Annotated in this window: 16 protein-coding genes and 1 pseudogene; 10 read left to right on the top strand and 7 right to left on the bottom strand. The window is 67.1% G+C overall.

What is annotated here, in order from left to right:
• The 4 genes and pseudogenes from M7H19_RS10910 to M7H19_RS10895 form a co-directional block, all read right to left on the bottom strand.
• Positions 1–329: pseudogene (locus M7H19_RS10910) on the bottom strand (amino acid ABC transporter permease); the annotation flags it as partial.
• Positions 326–973 (bottom strand): amino acid ABC transporter permease, encoded by a 648-nt coding sequence (locus M7H19_RS10905; RefSeq protein WP_015787065.1) that lies wholly within the window; start codon positions 971–973, stop codon positions 326–328. The pseudogene M7H19_RS10910 and the gene M7H19_RS10905, both read right to left, overlap by 4 nt.
• Positions 974–1,078: 105 nt before the next feature.
• Positions 1,079–1,987: a glutamate ABC transporter substrate-binding protein gene (locus tag M7H19_RS10900; RefSeq protein ID WP_298180433.1), complete on the bottom strand. Its 909-nt coding sequence runs from the start codon at positions 1,985–1,987 to the stop codon at positions 1,079–1,081.
• Positions 1,988–2,037: 50 nt separating this feature from the next.
• Positions 2,038–2,766, bottom strand: coding sequence for an amino acid ABC transporter ATP-binding protein (locus M7H19_RS10895; protein WP_298180442.1), 729 nt, complete (start codon positions 2,764–2,766; stop codon positions 2,038–2,040).
• Positions 2,767–3,017: 251 nt separating this feature from the next.
• On the opposite strand from M7H19_RS10895, the gene miaB reads away from it, so the two are divergent.
• Positions 3,018–4,502, top strand: a complete 1,485-nt coding sequence (miaB, locus tag M7H19_RS10890; protein ID WP_298180431.1) for a tRNA (N6-isopentenyl adenosine(37)-C2)-methylthiotransferase MiaB — start codon at positions 3,018–3,020, stop codon at positions 4,500–4,502.
• Positions 4,499–4,990, top strand: a complete 492-nt coding sequence (locus tag M7H19_RS10885; RefSeq protein ID WP_298180429.1) for a hypothetical protein — start codon at positions 4,499–4,501, stop codon at positions 4,988–4,990. The genes miaB and M7H19_RS10885 overlap by 4 nt, the downstream gene beginning before the upstream one ends.
• Positions 4,991–5,048: 58 nt before the next feature.
• Here M7H19_RS10885 and M7H19_RS10880 read toward each other — a convergent pair whose 3' ends face one another.
• Positions 5,049–6,431, bottom strand: coding sequence for a DUF349 domain-containing protein (locus M7H19_RS10880; protein ID WP_298180427.1), 1,383 nt, complete (start codon positions 6,429–6,431; stop codon positions 5,049–5,051).
• 173 nt (positions 6,432–6,604) lie between these two features.
• Here M7H19_RS10880 and M7H19_RS10875 point away from each other — a divergent pair, with 173 nt between their 5' ends.
• The 3 genes from M7H19_RS10875 to dapF are packed head-to-tail and all read left to right on the top strand — an operon-like array spanning position 6,605 to position 9,052.
• Positions 6,605–7,309 carry a class III extradiol dioxygenase subunit B-like domain-containing protein gene (locus tag M7H19_RS10875; protein ID WP_298180440.1) on the top strand — a complete coding sequence of 235 codons (705 nt, stop codon included), beginning with the start codon at positions 6,605–6,607 and terminating at the stop codon, positions 7,307–7,309.
• Complete coding sequence (miaA, locus tag M7H19_RS10870; RefSeq protein WP_298180426.1) at positions 7,306–8,208, top strand: tRNA (adenosine(37)-N6)-dimethylallyltransferase MiaA; 903 nt, start codon at positions 7,306–7,308, stop codon at positions 8,206–8,208. The genes M7H19_RS10875 and miaA overlap by 4 nt, the downstream gene beginning before the upstream one ends.
• 10 nt (positions 8,209–8,218) lie before the next feature.
• Positions 8,219–9,052: a diaminopimelate epimerase gene (dapF, locus tag M7H19_RS10865; RefSeq protein WP_298180424.1), complete on the top strand. Its 834-nt coding sequence runs from the start codon at positions 8,219–8,221 to the stop codon at positions 9,050–9,052.
• A gap of 38 nt (positions 9,053–9,090) precedes the next feature.
• On the opposite strand, the gene M7H19_RS10860 is transcribed toward dapF, so the two are convergent.
• Positions 9,091–10,341: an MFS transporter gene (locus tag M7H19_RS10860; protein WP_298180421.1), complete on the bottom strand. Its 1,251-nt coding sequence runs from the start codon at positions 10,339–10,341 to the stop codon at positions 9,091–9,093.
• A 64-nt stretch (positions 10,342–10,405) separates the two neighbouring features.
• Here M7H19_RS10860 and M7H19_RS10855 point away from each other — a divergent pair, with 64 nt between their 5' ends.
• The 3 genes from M7H19_RS10855 (at position 10,406) to M7H19_RS10845 (ending at position 13,466) form a co-directional block, all read left to right on the top strand.
• The gene (locus tag M7H19_RS10855; protein ID WP_298180419.1) at positions 10,406–10,906 is read left to right on the top strand and encodes a winged helix-turn-helix domain-containing protein; all 501 of its coding nucleotides are present in this window, start codon (positions 10,406–10,408) and stop codon (positions 10,904–10,906) included.
• 43 nt (positions 10,907–10,949) lie between these two features.
• Positions 10,950–12,398, top strand: coding sequence for a GTPase HflX (hflX, locus tag M7H19_RS10850; protein WP_298180417.1), 1,449 nt, complete (start codon positions 10,950–10,952; stop codon positions 12,396–12,398).
• Between the two features lie 63 nt (positions 12,399–12,461).
• Positions 12,462–13,466 carry a hypothetical protein gene (locus M7H19_RS10845; protein ID WP_298180438.1) on the top strand — a complete coding sequence of 335 codons (1,005 nt, stop codon included), beginning with the start codon at positions 12,462–12,464 and terminating at the stop codon, positions 13,464–13,466.
• Between the two features lie 110 nt (positions 13,467–13,576).
• Here the strand turns inward: M7H19_RS10845 and lexA are convergent, their stop codons facing one another.
• Complete coding sequence (gene lexA, locus M7H19_RS10840; protein WP_298180415.1) at positions 13,577–14,302, bottom strand: transcriptional repressor LexA; 726 nt, start codon at positions 14,300–14,302, stop codon at positions 13,577–13,579.
• A 643-nt stretch (positions 14,303–14,945) separates the two neighbouring features.
• On the opposite strand from lexA, the gene nrdR reads away from it, so the two are divergent.
• On the top strand, positions 14,946–15,431 hold the full coding sequence (nrdR, locus tag M7H19_RS10835) for a transcriptional regulator NrdR (protein ID WP_298180413.1): 486 nt from the start codon (positions 14,946–14,948) through the stop codon (positions 15,429–15,431).
• Positions 15,432–15,485: 54 nt separating this feature from the next.
• Positions 15,486–17,063, top strand: a 1,578-nt coding sequence (locus M7H19_RS10830; RefSeq protein WP_298180411.1) for a vitamin B12-dependent ribonucleotide reductase, incomplete at its 3' end; no start/stop codon positions are given.

The raw sequence follows: 17,063 nt of genomic DNA, 5'->3' as shown, positions 1-17,063 counted from the left end.
CGGAAGAACTCCACGACGAGCATGGCGGGAACCCGGATGACCGCGTAATCGGACAGCCTGGCGGTCGCGAAGATCGCACCGAAGACGAGCGCCAACACCGCCGCCGTGGCGAATGCCTTCACCGTGTTGCCCAGCGCCGCGAGCACTTCCAGCTGGATCTGCTTGTAGAGGATCCACTCCCAGATCTCGGCGTCGAACTGACCGGCTTCCGCGAACTTGTAGACGATGTAGGCGATGATCGCCACGACGGCGAGTACTCCGACCACCGCGTACAGGCGGTGCCGTACCCGCGACTTCGGCCCCGGGACGTCGAACAGGACGGCGCTCATCGGGCCACGCTCCAGCGCTTCTCGAGACTGCGTTGCAGCAGAGTCATGGGGGTGATCAGGATGACGAAGCCGAGAGCCACCCACAGCAACCCGACCAAGACGCTGTACCCGCGCTCGGACAGGTAGTTCTGGATCGCTCCCGCCTCTACGACCGAGAACCCGGCCGCGATGGTGGTGTTCTTCAACAGCGCGATCATCGTGCTGACCATCGGCGGCACCACGGAACGGGTCGCCTGGGGCAACACGATGTGGCTCAACGTCTGCCCGAACGTGAGGCCGATCGCGCGCGCGGCCTCGGCCTGGCCGACCGGCACGGTGTTGATGCCCGACCTCACGACCTCGCACACGAACGCGGCCGTGTACATGGTCAGCGCCACGACGGCGGCCCAGAAGTACGACAGCTCGACGACGTCCAGCAGCGGGAAGGCGAAGACGAAGAAGAAGAACAGCAGCGTCAGCGGCGTGTTACGGAACAACGTCACGTAGGCCGCCCCCGCGGCACGCAGAATCGGCACCGGGCTCACACGCAGCATTGCCAGGATTGTGCCCAGCACCAACGAGCCGATCGCCGAGAAGACGAACAGTTTGATGGTGTTGAGAAAACCCGGCCCGTACAGGTCGAGGTTGTCCAGCAGTACGTCCATGTTTCCCTCGGTGGTGCGGGGACAGATGGGGCTCTACCGACGTAGGGGCCCTCGGCGGCACCACCGGAGAGGGTGGTTGATCACCACCGAGGGCCTGTGTCGGTGTCAGTAACGGTCGATCTCGGGCATCTCGGCCTGAGTGCCGGACTTACCCAGCGTGGCGTCGTAGATCTCCTGCCAGGTGCCGTCCTCCATGGCCTCCTCCAGGATGTCGTTGACCTTGTCCCGGAGGGCGTCGTCCTCCTTCGGCAGACCGACGCCGTAAGGCTCCTCGGTGAAGGGCTCGCCGACGACCTTCAGGTTGTCGGGGTCCTGGGCGGCGTAGCCGAGCAGGATGGCGTCGTCAGTGGTGACGACGTCGACCTGGCCGTTGAGCAGCTCGGACACGCACTGCGAGTAGGTCTGCAACTCGACGATGTTCTCGGGCTCGGTCAGGCCCTCGTCGCGGACGTTCTGGATCGGCGTGGATCCACTCACCGAGCAGACCTTCTTGCCCTTGAGGTCGTCCTTGCCCTTGATGTCCTCGTTGTCCTTGGCGACCAGCAGACCCTGCCCGGCGACGAAGTACGGACCGGCGAAGCTGATCTGCTGCTTGCGCTCATCGTTGATCGTGTAGGTGCCGACGTAGTAGTCGACGTCGCCGTTGATGATGGCCTGCTCGCGGCCCGCGGACGGAACGGCCTTGTACTCGATGTCCTTCGGGTCGAAACCGAGTTTGGCGGCGACCAGCCGGGCGATTTCGACGTCGAAGCCGCTGTACTCACCGCTGGTCGGGTCCTTGTACCCGAGGTTCGGCTGGTCCTCCTTGACACCGATGACGGGGTGACCGAGCTGCTTCATCTGGTCGAAGGTCGAGGAGCCCTCGACGGTGACGTCCTCGGCCACCTCGTAGCTCAGAGCCGCGGCGTCGCCGTTGCCGCTCTCACCGTTGTCGGACGGCCCGCCTTCCTTGCCGCACGCGGTGAGCGCGAGGCTCGCGGCCAGCAATCCCGCCGCCAGGGTACGGATCTTCATATGCATCTTCCCTGTTCTTCCGGTTGAGGCGGCGAACGCCGCCATGACTGTCAGTGGGTCAGGATCTTGCCGAGGAAGTCCTTCGCCCGGTCCGACTTGGGAGCGGTGAAGAATTCGTTGGGTGTGGAGTCCTCGACGATCTCGCCGTCGGCCATGAACACCACGCGGTGAGCGGCCCTGCGGGCGAAGCCCATCTCGTGGGTGACGACGAGCATCGTCATGCCCTCGTCGGCGAGTTCGGTCATGGTGTCGAGCACCTCCTGGACCATCTCGGGGTCCAGGGCGGAGGTCGGTTCGTCGAACAACATCACCTTGGGCCGCATCGCCAGTGCCCTGGCGATGGCGGCGCGTTGCTGTTGACCACCGGACAGCTGTGCCGGGTACTTCTCGGCCTGGTTGGCGATCCCGACCCGGTCGAGCAGCTCCATCGCCGTCTTGCGGGCCTCCTCGGTGCTGATCTTGCGCACTTTGGTCGGTCCGAGTGTGACGTTGTCGAGGATCGTCTTGTGGGCGAACAGGTTGAACTGTTGGAAGACCATCCCGACGTCCGCGCGTAGCGCGGCGAGTGCCTTGCCCTCGGCGGGCAGCGGCTTGCCGTCGATGAGGATCTCGCCGGAGTCGATCGGTTCGAGTCGGTTGAGAGCGCGGCACAGCGTCGACTTGCCGGATCCGGACGGCCCGAGGACGACCACGACTTCTCCTCGAGGAACCTCGAGGTTGATGTCCTTGAGCACGTGCAGATCGCCGAAGTGCTTGTTCACCGCCACCGCCTTGATCATCGGCGGTGTGGGTGTTGCGGTGCTCATCTGACCTCCATCACATGGCAAGTCGCGGGTCGCGGGTTGTCACGGGCAACACTCGGATTTAACACCTTTGGGGCAATCCGGTGTGGTCTTTGAATCAAAAAGCAACCTTAAGTGTTGGCGGTCGCGCACGAGAGTGACCACCGCCGAGTGTTATCGAACCCTAACTTGATCGAGCTTCCGGGCGCGATGATGTGGCCAAATACCGTTGACTTACCCTGGCAAGCGTGACCCGCACCTACGCGATTCGCACCTTCGGGTGCCAGATGAACGTGCACGACTCGGAGCGCCTCGCCGGGCAACTCGAGGACGCCGGGTACTCGCTCGTCACTGACGGTGAGGAACCCGACGTGGTCGTGTTGAACACCTGCGCGGTGCGCGAGAACGCCGACAACAAGCTCTACGGCCACCTCGGTCACCTGCGTGCAGCCAAGACGGCGAACCCGGGAATGCAGATCGCCGTCGGCGGCTGTCTCGCGCAAAAGGACCGGGGAGAGATCGTGCGGCGTGCGCCTTGGGTGGACGTCGTGTTCGGCACGCACAATCTCGGCTCACTGCCGGTGTTGTTGGAGCGTGCCCGGCACAACGCCGAGGCGCAGGTGGAGATCGTGGAGGCGCTGGAGACCTTCCCGTCCACGCTGCCCGCGCGGCGCGAATCGGCCTATTCGGGCTGGGTCTCGATCTCGGTGGGCTGCAACAACACGTGCACCTTCTGCATCGTGCCGTCGTTGCGCGGCAAGGAGCGGGACCGCCGCCCCGGTGAGATCCTCGCCGAGGTGGAGGCACTCGTGGCCGAGGGTGTACTGGAAGTGACCCTACTGGGACAGAACGTGAACTCGTACGGTGTCGAGTTCGGCGACCGGTACGCGTTCGGCAAACTGTTGCGGTCGTGCGGCTCCGTCGACGGTCTGGAGCGCGTGCGGTTCACCTCGCCGCACCCCGCCGCGTTCACCGACGACGTGATCGACGCGATGGCGGAGACGCCCAACGTCTGCCACCAGCTGCACATGCCACTGCAGTCGGGTTCCGACCGCGTGTTGAAGGCGATGCGTCGTTCCTACCGGTCGACCCGCTTTCTGTCCATTTTGGACAAAGTGCGGGCCGCAATGCCGGACGCGGCCATCACCACCGACATCATCGTGGGTTTCCCCGGTGAGACGGAGGAGGACTTCCAGCAGACTCTCGAGGTGGTGCGGCAGGCACGGTTCTCCAGTGCCTTCACGTTCCAGTACTCGCCGCGCCCCGGCACTCCGGCCGCGGAGATGCCCGACCAGGTGCCGAAGGAAGTCGTGCAGGAGCGTTACGACCGGCTCGTCGAGCTGCAGAACGACATCTCCTGGCAGGAGAACCGTAAGCTCGTCGGTACCACGGTGGAGCTGCTCGTCGCCACGGGCGAGGGCCGCAAGGACGCCGAGACCCACAGGATGAGTGGTCGTGCCCGCGACGGCAGGCTGGTCCATTTCACGCCGCGGGGAGACGCCGTCGACCGGGAGATCCGCCCCGGCGACGTCGTCGAGACCACCATCACCTACGCGGCGCCACACCATCTGGTGGCCGACGGGGACGTGCTGTCGCACCGCCGCACCAGGGCGGGTGACAATGTGGAGGCCGGGCTGCGGCCCAGAACGAAGGGTGTCAGCCTCGGGCTGCCGTCGTTCGGCCCGAAGCCCGCGGCCGCCGTGAGCGCCGACATGGAAGGGTGTTCGCTGTGAGCGAGAAGTCCGATTCGGACTCGGCTGGGAATGACGCTGGACTCGAGCAGCTCGCCGCCGACGTCAACGCGACGTTGGGCAGGGCTGTCAAGACGGTCGAGTTCGGTCGCCGTGGTTTCACCATCGCGGTCGTCGTGTTCGTGCTGGTCGTGGGCCTCGTGCTGCCGTGGGTCGACGGCTATGCGGGCTGGGAGGTGTTGCTTGGCGAGGCGGGCCCGATCCCGCAGCTGTTCGCCGCGACGTCCACCGGTTTCGGAGTGTTGGCCTCGGCGATCACGTTGGCGACCCGCCGGTGGTGGCTGGCGTGGGTGTGTGCCGTCGGAGGATGGTTCGCCTTCGTCGACGGCATCCTCGCCGTGTGGTCGCAGCAGTCGACCGACATCAGCGGAGTGCCGGGTGCGGGCCCCGGCATCGGCCTCATCATCGCGACCGGCGCGATGATGGTGTTGGCCATCCACTGGATGAAGGTCGCCTGGTCGCGTTCCTGAAAGAGTTCGTCGGCGATGGAAAAGCGGTGGGGAGTCGATCACTCCCCACCGCTTTTCGCTAGCGGTTGGCCACCGCTTCCTCGGCTGTACGCAGCCATTCACGCCACTGCGCCGCCTGTTCCTCGGCTTGCTTCGCGCGGCGCTCGTCGCCCGCGGCCCGCGCCTTCGCGGCCTGGGCCTCCAGCTGCTCGACCCGCTCGCGGAACTGCTCGACCCTCGCCTGCGCCTCCGGGTCGGTCCTCCGCCAGCGAGCCTCCTCGGCGTCCCGGATCTTGTCCTGCACGGCCTTCAACCGGCCGTCGAGTTCCCGGATGCGGTCCCTGGGGACCTTGCCGATCTTGTCCCAGCTGTCCTGGATGCGGCGGAACTGGGCCTTGGCGGCGTCCAGGTTGGCCGAGGGATCGATCTTCTCGGCCTCGACCAGCAGCTCTTCCTTGCGGGCCGCGTTCTCGGCGAATTCGGCGTCCCGTTCGGAGAACGCCGCGGCACGGCGGGAGAAGAAGGCGTCCTGCGCCGACCGGAACCGCTGCCACAGGGCGTCGTCCGTGTCCTTGGGCGCTCGGCCCGCGGCCTTCCACTCGGCCATGAGCTCCTTGTAGCGAGCGGCGGTGGGGCCCCAATCGGTGGAGTCGGAGAGCGCCTCCGCTTCCTCGATCAACTCCTCCTTACGGCGTTTGGCGGCGGCCCGCTGCTTGTCCAGTTCGGCGAAGTGGGAACCCCTGCGGCGGCTGAACGCCTCGCGGGCCTTGGAGAACCGCTTCCACAACTCGTCGTCGGTCTTGCGGTCGACTCCCTTGATGGTCCGCCATTCCTCCAGTATGGCCTTGAGGCGATCACCCGCGGCCTTCCACTGTGTGGACGACGCGGCGATCTCCTCCGCCTCCTCCACGAGCGCCTGCTTGCGAGCCACGGCCTCGGCCTTGGCCCGCTCCCGCTCCTGCCGGTGTCGTTCCACCGCCTGCTCGGCGCGCTCGACGATGTGGTCGAGTCGCGCACGCAGGGCGTTGAGGTCACCGACGACAGCCGCGTCGGCGAGGCGATCGCGGAGGTTCACCGCGCTGGACAACGCCTGTTTCGGATCACCGGCGCCGGAGGTCAGCCTGGTCTCCAGCAGTTCGGCTTCGGTGCGCAGGTCGTCGAACTTGCGCGCGTAGTGCTTCAGTCCCTCTTCGGCCGAGCCGGCCTGCCACACGCCGACAGCACGCTCGCCGTCGGCGGTACGTACATACACGGTGCCGTCGTCGTCGACACGCCCCCACCTCGACGGCTGTGTTTCGGCGGCCGGCACAGCGGGTGCCTGTGCGCCACCGGGGGACTGGGGCACCTGGTGGGGCGTGGGAACGTCCGCGGAGGCGTCGGGAACGCCGGGGACGCCGGGGACGCCGGGGGCGTCGTCGACGTCGTCGACGTCACTGCCGCGGGGGGTGTTCTGCTCGGCCATGGCCGGCTCCTTCTCGCTGTCCGGCCCGCGGATGCCGCGGGCGCCCCGCGATGTGCGGGGCCGGGTCGTGCGTGTACGGGTCTGTAGGCCGCATTCAAACAGGTAACACCGGTTCTGGGTACTCCATACCTCGATAGGTACCTCTCGTGACTCTGCCGGTAACCTCGGAACACGTGATCTCGTGTGCCATCGTGGTGCCTCAGCCGCCGCTGCTTGTGCCCGCGCTCGTGCCCGGCGCGGTGGAGCGTACCGCCGCCGTGCGGGACGCGACGGTAGCGGCGGCGCGTGAGTTGGCCGAGGTCAGCCCTCGGTGGCTGGCGGTAGGCGTGGGGACGCGACGCGACACGATCGATCCCGACACGCGGGGCAGTTTCCGCGGTTTCGGTGTGGATGTCCCCGTCAGCTTGAGTAGCGCTCCCACGGAGGCCGTGCCACGAGAGCTTCCCCTGGCCGCTCTCGTCGCAGGCTGGCTGCGGGAACAGGCGGGAGCCGACTCGGTGCGCGTGGAGCTCGTCGCCGAGCATACCGATGTCGCCGACTGCGTGGCACTCGGTGAGCAGCTCGCCGAATCGAAGGAGCGTGTTCTGCTGGTACTGGGTGACGGCTCCACCCGGCACGACACGGCGCCGCCCGGTTGGCCCGACGACCGGGCGGAGGGCTTCGACACGCACGTGCGTACGGCACTGGCGGACGCGGACTGCGAGGCCCTGCTGGCGCTCGATCCGGCCTTCGCGGCCGAACTCCAGGCCCAGGGGCGGGCCGCGTGGCAGGTGCTCGCGGGCCTCGGCCGGGTGGGTGCCGGCTGGCGTGGTGAAGTGCTGTACTCGGACGCACCCTTCGGTGTGGCCTATCACGTCGCGAGGTGGGCCGGGTCGTGATCACACCCGTGGCCATCGTCGGTCCCACCGCCACCGGTAAGACCGCACTCGGCGTCGAGGTCGCGCTCGCGTTGGGCGGCGAGGTGATCAACGCCGATGCCATGCAGCTGTATCGGGGCATGGACATCGGTACGGCCAAGGCCACGCCCGAGGAACAGCGAGGCGTGCCACACCACCTGCTCGACGTGCTGGACGTCACCGAGACGGCTTCGGTGGCGGACTATCAGCGACAGGCCTGCGTGAGGATCGAGTCGCTGTTGGAGCGCGGAACGGTACCGGTGATCGTCGGCGGGTCCGGCCTGTACGTCCAGGCAATCGTGGACGATCTCCGCTTTCCCGGCACCGATCCCGCCGTGCGCGAGCAGTGGGAGGAACGCGCTCGCATCGAGGGCACGGCGGCGCTGCATCGACGACTCGCGGAACTCGACCCGAGGGCCGCCGCCACGATCCTGCCCACCGACACCCGCCGCATCGTGCGCGCGTTGGAGGTCATCACACTGACCGGGGAACCGTTTTCGGCGAACCTGCCCGAGCCGGGACCACCGCGTTACGGCACGGTCCTGATAGGAGTGGATCGCGCCGTCGACGAACTCGACGAGAGGGTCGAGCGCAGGGTCGAGCGGATGTTCGCCGCCGGCCTCGTCGACGAGGTGCGGCGTCTGGAGAAACAAGGACTGCGGGAGGGGAGAACGGCATCGCGGGCGCTCGGGTACCGCCAGGTACTCGACGCGCTGGCGGATGGCGGCGATCTCGCCGAGGCCGAGAGAGCCACCGTGGTGGCGACCCGCCGGTTCGTGCGCAGACAACGGTCGTGGTTCCGCCGGGACGACCGCATCCGGTGGCTCGACGGTGGTGCTCCCGATTTGGTCGGCGCAGTGCTCTCGCGGCTCGACCCGTAATCTTGTCGGCATGGCTGGCATCGAGTTCCTCAAGGGGCACGGCACGCAGAACGACTTCGTGCTGCTGCCCGATCCCGACGCGTCACTGGAGTTGACTCCGCAGCGGGTCGCCGCGTTGTGTGACCGGCGGCGGGGGCTCGGTGCCGACGGTGTGCTGCGGGTCGTGCGCTCGGCTGCGCTGGACGCCGGTCCGAGCGGTTCGGAGGCCGAGTGGTTCATGGATTACCGTAACGCCGACGGGTCGATCGCGGAGATGTGCGGCAACGGTGTGCGGGTGTTCACGCGTTACCTCGTCGAAGCCGGACTGCAGATCGGTCCGGAGTTCGCCGTCGGTACTCGGGCCGGGGATCGGTCGGTCCGCGTTCACGACGATCTCTCCGTGACCGTGCACATGGGACCGGCGACCATCACGGGGACCTCGGTGGCGCTCGTCGACGGTCGGCAGGTCTCCGGTGTGGCGGTCGACGTGGGCAACCCGCACCTGGTGTCGGTGCTCGACGACGACGTCAACGAGCTCGATCTCCGGGACGCGCCGCGTTACGACACCGAGGTCTTCCCCGAGGGCGTCAATCTGGAGTTCGTCAACGTGCTCGGTTCCAAGGAGCTGCGCATGCGGGTCTACGAACGCGGCGTCGGAGAGACCCGAGCATGCGGTACCGGCACGGTGGCGGCGGTGGCCGCGGCGCTGCACCTGCGAGGCACCGACACGGGGGAGTCGGTCGTGGAGATCCCGGGCGGCCGGGTGTCGGTCACGGTGGGCAAGGGCGTCTCGACCCTTACCGGTCCCGCGGAGTTCGTCGCCAAGGGCGAACTCGACCGTGCGTGGTGGGAGGCCCTCGGCTGAGCCGGCACTGAGTCGGCCGGGTCACCCTGGTTGGCCGGTCAGCCAGCTATCGGACGGGCACTCGGCGGCACTGGGTCCGGGGTGCGGCGCAGCGGGGACAACAACACCCACAACAGGGCCAGGACGGTGCCCGCCGAGCACAGCCACACGGTCGTCGATACACCCAGCCAGTGCCCTGCCACACCACCGAGCAGACTTCCGATCGGCAGCACTCCCCAGACGATGAAACGTACGCTGGCGTTCATGCGACCCAGCAGGTGGTCGGGACAGAGAGTCTGGCGATAGCTGACCTGTGCGACGTTGTAGACGATGATCCCGTAGCCGACGACCACGAACGCCACAGCGGTGAAGGCGATGCGCCAGTCCGGTTCGGACAGTGGTACGAGCAGTTGCGCCGGCCAGGTCGCAAGGGGCACCAGCCAGATGGCGCGGACGAGGCCGACGCGCCGCAGGAGTCGGCCCGCAGTGACCGCGCCGAGCACACCACCGACTCCGTGGCAGGCGAGCAACCAACCGACCCCGGCGGAGGACAGGTGCAGTTCGCGGGTCAGAAACAGTACTTCCACCGCGGTGAACATGCCGCCCGCCAAATTCGCCGAGGCGGTGCACAGCGTGACGGCCCGCAATGAGGGAGTGGTGAACACGAACCGCAGACCTTCGGCCACCTGCGAACGCAGGCCCGGTTGACCCTGCGGGGCCGGTGGGGGCTCCTCGGTCCGGATACGACGCAGGAACCATGCCGACGCCAGATAGCTTCCACCGACGGTGACCAACGCGTTGGCAGCTCCGAGCAGGTGTGTGAGCGTGCCGGCCAGGCCGGGGCCGCCGACATTGGCGACCGACTGGCTGACCTGGAGCTTCGCGTTGCCGTCCACCAGCTTCTCCCTGCCCACCAGTGACGGCAGGTACGACTGGTACGCGATGTCGAAGAAGACCGTACAGGCGCCCACCAGTGCGGCCACGACGATCAGGTGAACCAGCGTCAGTGCTCCGGCCCACCAGGCGAGCGGGATCGTCAGCAACAACAGTCCTCGGACGAGGTCGGCGCGTACCATGAGCGGTCTGCGGCGCATCCGATCCACCCACACTCCTGCAGGAAGGCCCAAAAGGAGGAACGCGGCGCTCTCGGCGGCGGTCAACAGCCCCATTTCCAGGGATGTCGCGGCCAGGGTCATGACCGCGAGAACGGGAAGCACGGTTCCTCCGACGAAGGTGCCGAACTGGCTGGCCGTCTGTCCCGACCACAGCAGGCGGAAGTCGCGATGTCGCCACAGAGTGTCCCCAGACATGGGATGCAGTATGAGCCGATTGATTGGAAAGCGCCAATCAGCCAGGTCGGCGTAGAGTGCCCGTGTGGTCACGAGGCGACGTAAAGCCACAGAGGTCGAAGCCCGCGCGCTCGCGTCGGGAATACGGTTGCGGATCATCCGGTTGACCTATACGGAAGCGCTGACGAACAAGGAACTGGCGCAGCGGCTGGGTAAGGACCCGGCCACCACGCTGCACCACGTCCGCAAACTCGTGGACGCAGGTTTTCTCGCACCCGAGCCCGCTCGGCGCGGCGCCCGGGGCGCGAAGGAGATCCCGTACCGTTCCACGGGACTGTCGTGGCAGCTCGACATCGACCAGAGCCCCGACATCGGTAACGCCGCCCTCGAAGCTTTTCTCGCCGAGGTGGCCGACGTGGGCCCTGAGAACGTGTCCCAGTTGCGCTTGGTCGCGCAGGTGTCGCCCGAGCGGCTCGACGAGTTCAAACAGCGGATGCAGACCGTCCTCGATGAGTTCAGCACCGAGCCGGTCGACGAGGACGCAGAGCGCACCGCGGTTTACGTGGCCCTGTATCCGAGCAGGTAAATGGGTCGTTCTTTCCCGCGAACCGTGGGACGATAGAGGCACGATGACAGAACTGACACAGAACTTCCTTCCCGAGGCCGACCTCGACGACGTCGAGTTGACCGCCGGGGAGCTCGAGCTCTCCGACCGCGCGTCGCTGCGCAGGGTCGCGGGGCTGTCCACCGAACTGGCCGACGTCACCGAGGTCGAGTACCGACAGCTGCGGCTGGAGCGGGTCGTCCTCGTCGGGGTGTGGACCGAGGGGACGGCGGAGCAGATCGAGGAATCCCTGGCCGAGCTGGCACGTCTGGCCGAGACGGCGGGTTCCGAGGTGCTCGAAGGCGTGGTTCAGCGTCGTTCGCGGCCGGACCCCGCTACCTACATCGGGTCGGGCAAGGTGAGGGCCCTGGCCGACATCGTGGCCTCCACCGGCGCGGACACGGTCATCTGTGACGGTGAGCTTTCACCCAGCCAGCTGCGGCAGCTGGAGGAGAGGCTCCACGTGAAGGTCATCGACCGCACGGCGCTGATCCTCGACATCTTCGCCCAGCACGCGCGTTCCCGTGAGGGCAAGGCGCAGGTCGAGCTCGCCCAGCTCGAGTACCTGCTTCCTCGCCTGCGTGGGTGGGGTCAGTCGCTGTCGCGGCAGGCCGGTGGTCGAGCGGGCGGCGCGAACGGCGGTGTGGGTCTGCGTGGTCCCGGTGAGACCAAGCTGGAGACCGACCGCAGGCGCATCAACAAGCGCATCGCGAAGCTGCGTCGGGAGATCGCCGCGATGGACACCATCCGCGCGACCAAGCGCGGGCGCAGGACGGCCAACGAAGTGCCGAGTGTCGCGCTCGTCGGCTACACCAACGCTGGCAAGTCGAGCATCCTCAACGCCGTCACCGGAGCCGGGGTGCTGGTGGAGGACGCCCTGTTCGCCACCCTCGACCCGACCACGCGGCGGGCCGAGACACCCGACGGCAGGGTGTACACGATGACCGACACCGTCGGGTTCGTGCGGCACCTGCCTCACCAGCTGGTCGATGCGTTCCGCTCGACACTCGACGAGGCCGCCGACGCCGACCTGCTGCTGCACGTCGTCGACGGCGCCGCCTCCGCGCCCGAGGACCAGGTGGCCGCCGTGCGCGAGGTTCTCGCCGAGATCGCCGAGAAGCGGTCCGAGCCGTTGCCTCCCGAGCTGGTGGTCATCAACAAGGCCGACATCGCCGACGAGGTGACGCTCGCACGGCTGCGCAACCTGTTGCCCGAGGCGGTCGTCGTCTCCGCACACAGCGGGCAGGGCGTCGACACCCTCGTCTCCGAGATCGCCGCGCGGCTGCCCCGGCCGGAGACCGTCGTGGACGTCGTGGTGCCCTACACCCGCGGTGAGCTCGTCGCGAAGGCATACGCCGACGGCGAGGTGTTGGCCGAAGAACACCGCCCCGACGGCACGCGCCTGCGGGCCAGGGTGCATCCCGATCTGGCCGCGGCGCTCGCGGACTACGCCACGGACGGCTCCAAGGTGTGAGGCTAACGTAGCGGTGTGAGAACACTCGGCCTCGGAAGCAGCGTGACGGCGCTCGTGCTGACGCTGGTATTCGGGACCGCTTCAGCCGCATACGCCGAGCAGGACGGCAGCGTTCCGGAACCCGAGGTCGAGTGCGTCATCGACGACCCACGTCTGGAGGAGTTGTCCGGCCTCGCCGCCGATTCCACGCATCTCTACGCGGTCAACGACGGGGGCACGCGGCTGGAGGTCGCGATTCTCGACGAAGATTGCCGAGTACGTGACCTCATCACGGCTCCCACGGACCCGTACGACGTCGAAGACCTCGCGCTGGGCCCCGACGGCACACTCTGGCTTGGTGACACCGGAGACAACAGAAGCCGACGCGAGACCGCCGCCCTGCACGCCCTGTCGCGTGACGGCACGTCGGTGCTGTACCGGCTCACCTACCCGGACGGTCCCCAGGACGCCGAAGCCCTCGTCGTGGACCGTGAGGGCACGCCGTACATCATCACGAAGAACGTCCTCGGCTCCAGCCGGGTCTACCGGCCCGCGCAACCTCTGACCAGTCCGGGCCCCACGCCACTGGAAGAGGTGGCCACGATCTCACTGCTGCCGACCGGAACACCGGGTGGTCCGGTCGGTCCGGCGGGCAGCGTGCTGATCACTGGGGCGGCGTTGTCCCACGACGGGAGAGTGGTGGCCGTGCGGACCTACACCGACGCCTACCTGTATCCCGTGGCCGATGGAGACATCGTCGCGGCGTTCTCCCGCGAACCGGTGCGTGTGCCGTTGCCTCACGAGAAGCAGGGAGAAGCCATCGCCTTCACCCCGGACGGGACGTTGTTGTCGGCCAGCGAGGGGCGCGGTGAACCGTTGAGGTCCGTGCCGAACGCCACGGACCTCGTCGGTGGCACGTCCGTCGAATCCGAACCCGAATCCGAGACACGAAAGGCACGGGAAGCGGGCGGGAGCGCGCCCGCCGAGCCCGCCGAGGACGACTCCGGACTCGGAGTGGTGCCGAGTTTCGTCATCGCCGTCGTAGTCGCCGCCGCGTTGGTGGCTGGGCTCAGCCGACGCCGCCGTTGACCGTCGGGCGACAGCGCGAAGAGTCGGTGTGAAACGCCTGTGGCGACGGGCGGAAAACCGGGGGAGGATCTTGGCCCGCTGCGCTCTTCGGGTGGGCTCCCCGTTACCGCTCACAGTCGCCGGAGAACGGCGACCACCTTTCCGAGAATGGTGGCGTCGTCGCCGGGGATCGGTTCGTAGGCCTCGTTCTGCGGCACCAGCCAGATATGGCCGTCCTTGTGTTTGAGCGTTTTCACCGTGGCCTCATCGTCGATCATCGCCGCCACGATGTCGCCGTTCTCGGCGGTGGATTGTTGCCGCACCACCACCCAGTCGCCGTCGGTGATAGCGGCGTCGATCATCGAGTCACCCGTGACGCTGAGCAGGAATACGTCACCTTCGCCGACGATGTCCTTCGGCAGCGGGTAGACGTCCTCGATCGATTCCTCGGCCAACACGGGCTTACCCGCGGCGATGCGGCCGACCAGCGGCACGAGCGCGGGTTGGGGCAAAGAGCGCTCCGAAGACACCGAGGAAGCAGAGGAAGCCGAGGAGGCCGTGGTGGCGGCGCGCTCCGAATCCATCGCGAGTACGCCCACGGCGCGAGGACGGTTGGCGTCGCGCCTCAAATAGCCCTTGCGTTGCAGCGCCTTCAATTGGTGGGAAACGGACGAGGTGGAGGTGAGCCCGACGGCTTCGCCGATTTCCCGAACGCTGGGTGGATATCCGTACTTGCCCACCCACGTCCTGATCACCTCGAGCACTTTCTGCTGTCGCGGTGTCAGGCTGGCGTCCGGGTCCTCGACCGCGTGCGGAAGGTCGGAAACCTTGCCGCTGTCGGTTGTTTTGCGTGCCACCGCGTTTGTGCCTCCCAGTCACCGGCCGACCTGAGGTCGCGCCCTGCTAACACGTCTGTTCACGACGCTAACCCGCCTCAGCGGGGATCTCAAACGTTTGTTCGACCGACACGCCGTCGTGGCTCGGATTTTCTCACCCGGGGTGTCGGTATTCGCACACGCGTTCGATGGGGCGTATGTTCGGCTGTCGGGCGTGGCGATGGTGTCGACGACTCGGCGGTGGGTGTTGGTGGTGGCTTTCCTTGCGGGTACCCGGGCCGGTGGCGGGTCGGTGGAGTCCCCGTGTTGTCGGTTCGATCCACGCCGTAGGCTGTCCGAGCGTCTGTACCCCGCGGTTGGTGATCAGTGGGCCGAGGTCGACGCATCCTATGTCGGTTCTCACCCTGTCGAGGCGGGGGGTGCGGTTGCGTGCGCTCTCGCAGCCTTCTATGGTCAACCACCATATCTAGTAGTTACATCGCTGTAATTGGTCCACAAGTTGGGTTATGATCAAGGTTGTCCCTCGTCGTTGACGGTGCTCGGAAAAGGCGCCGGGGCGGTCGTGGACGACAGCGGTCACGTGTGACGCGGCCACGGTGCGACAGGGCGTGACAGGGGGGCGGTGTTCCTGCCCCGCAGGTGCAAACAGGGAGGTGTTCGACCGATGCGGTGTCCGTTCTGTCGGCACGCGGACTCCCGTGTCGTCGATTCCCGCGAGGTGGACGAGGGCCAGGCGATCCGACGTCGCCGGTCGTGCTCGGCCTGCGGGCGCCGGTTCACCACGTCCGAGACGATGGTCCTCGCCGTCGTCAAGCGGTCGGGAGTGACCGAGCAGTTCAGTCGAGACAAGGTGGTCCGGGGGGTGCGGCGCGCCTGCCAGGGCCGCCCGGTCGACGACGACGCGCTGCAGAAGCTGGCTCAGCAGGTCGAGGAGTCGATCAGGGCGACCGGGGTGGCGGAGATACCGAGCCACGAGGTGGGACTGGCGATACTCGGCCCGCTCAGGGAGCTCGACACCGTGGCCTACCTGAGGTTCGCGAGCGTGTACCGGTCCTTCTCATCCATCGAGGACTTCGAAGCCGAGATCAAGAACCTGCGTGAGGCGATCTCCGAGACGGGGTCATCGGACCAGCAGGACCACAGTGACTGAGGACGCGGACGACGCGTGACGTCGCCGCCAGTTTCGAACGCGGGAGTGGGAGTCATGACAGAAACCGTGGGGGTCGGCGCACAAACCTCGCCGAAACCGAGCAAGAAGCGGAGCGGCTCGGGCGCGCGCAAGGGCCTGCGCATCCAGCGCGTCTTTACCACCGAGGGCGTGCACCCCTACGACGAAGTGCGGTGGGAGAAGCGCGACGTCGTCATGACCAACTGGCGTGACGGCACGGTGAACTTCGAGCAGCGCGGCGTGGAGTTCCCCGACTTCTGGTCGCTCAACGCGACGAACATCGTCACCAGCAAGTACTTCCGTGGGGCAGTGGGCAGTCCCGAGCGGGAACACAGCCTGAAGCAGCTCATCGACCGCGTCGTCAAGGCCTACGTCAAGACGGGGCTCGAGGAAGGCTACTTCGCCGGCGCCGCCGACGCCGAGATCTTCGAGCACGAGCTGACGTGGATGCTGCTGCACCAGGTGTTCAGCTTCAACTCGCCGGTGTGGTTCAACGTCGGCACCAACTCGAAGCAGCAGGTCAGCGCCTGCTTCATCTTGTCGGTCGACGACACCATGGAGTCGATCCTCAACTGGTACAAGGAAGAGGGTCTGATCTTCAAGGGTGGTTCGGGCGCGGGCCTGAACCTGTCCCGCATCCGTTCGTCGCGTGAGTTGTTGTCCTCCGGGGGGACGGCCTCGGGGCCGGTGTCCTTCATGCGGGGTGCCGACGCGTCCGCGGGCACCATCAAGTCGGGCGGGGCCACGCGCCGCGCGGCGAAGATGGTGGTCCTCGACGTCGATCACCCCGACGTCGAGGAGTTCATCGAGACCAAGGCGAAAGAGGAACACAAGATCCGGGCGCTGCGGGACGCAGGCTTCGACATGGACCTCGGTGGCGCCGACATCTCGTCGGTGCAGTACCAGAACGCCAACAACTCCGTCCGGGTCACCGACGAGTTCATGCAGGCCGTCGAGACCGGCGGTGACTTCGGCCTGCGTGCCAGGACGACCGGCGAGATCATCGAGCGGGTCGACGCGAAGTCGCTGTTCCGCAAGATGGCCCAGGCCGCATGGGAGTGCGCGGACCCCGGTCTGCAGTACGACGACACGATCAACGACTGGCACACCTGTCCCGAGTCGGGGCGCATCACCGCCTCGAACCCGTGCTCGGAGTACATGCACCTGGACAACTCCAGCTGCAACCTCGCCTCGCTCAACCTGCTCAAGTTCCTGCGCGAGGACGGCACGTTCGACGCCGAGCTGTTCGTCAAGGCGGTCGAGTTCGTCATCACGGCGATGGACATCTCGATCTGCTTCGCCGACTTCCCGACGGAGCCCATCGCGGAGACCACGCGGAAGTTCCGTCAGCTCGGCATCGGCTACGCCAACCTCGGCGCGCTGTTGATGGCCACGGGCCACGCCTACGACTCAGAGGGCGGACGTGCGCTGGCCGCGTCGATCACCTCGCTGATGACGGCCGTGTCCTACCGTCGGTCGGCGGAGTTGGCCGGGATCGTGGGCCCCTACGAGGGGTACGCCCGGAACGCCGAGGCGCACCAGCGCGTGATGCGCAAGCACGCGGCGGCCAACGAACTCGTCCGCACCTACCACGTCAACGACGCCGCGATCAGG

The organism is Saccharomonospora sp. (assembly GCF_027317685.1).
GTDB lineage: Bacteria > Actinomycetota > Actinomycetes > Mycobacteriales > Pseudonocardiaceae > Saccharomonospora.
The sequence above is the reverse complement of the archived record's forward strand: the minus strand, read 5'-3'. Positions and strand labels throughout refer to the sequence as shown.

What these genes read in the sequence shown, in the direction of transcription:
- hflX (WP_298180417.1), top strand. Translation starts at nt 10,950, where the DNA reads ATGACAGAACTGACACAGAACTTCCTTCCCGAGGCCGACCTCGACGAC.
- M7H19_RS10895 (WP_298180442.1), bottom strand. Translation starts at nt 2,766, where the DNA reads ATGATCAAGGCGGTGGCGGTGAACAAGCACTTCGGCGATCTGCACGTG.
- dapF (WP_298180424.1), top strand. Translation starts at nt 8,219, where the DNA reads ATGGCTGGCATCGAGTTCCTCAAGGGGCACGGCACGCAGAACGACTTC.
- M7H19_RS10900 (WP_298180433.1), bottom strand. Translation starts at nt 1,987, where the DNA reads ATGAAGATCCGTACCCTGGCGGCGGGATTGCTGGCCGCGAGCCTCGCG.
- M7H19_RS10905 (WP_015787065.1), bottom strand. Translation starts at nt 973, where the DNA reads ATGGACGTACTGCTGGACAACCTCGACCTGTACGGGCCGGGTTTTCTC.
- nrdR (WP_298180413.1), top strand. Translation starts at nt 14,946, where the DNA reads ATGCGGTGTCCGTTCTGTCGGCACGCGGACTCCCGTGTCGTCGATTCC.
- M7H19_RS10880 (WP_298180427.1), bottom strand. Translation starts at nt 6,431, where the DNA reads ATGGCCGAGCAGAACACCCCCCGCGGCAGTGACGTCGACGACGTCGAC.
- M7H19_RS10860 (WP_298180421.1), bottom strand. Translation starts at nt 10,341, where the DNA reads ATGTCTGGGGACACTCTGTGGCGACATCGCGACTTCCGCCTGCTGTGG.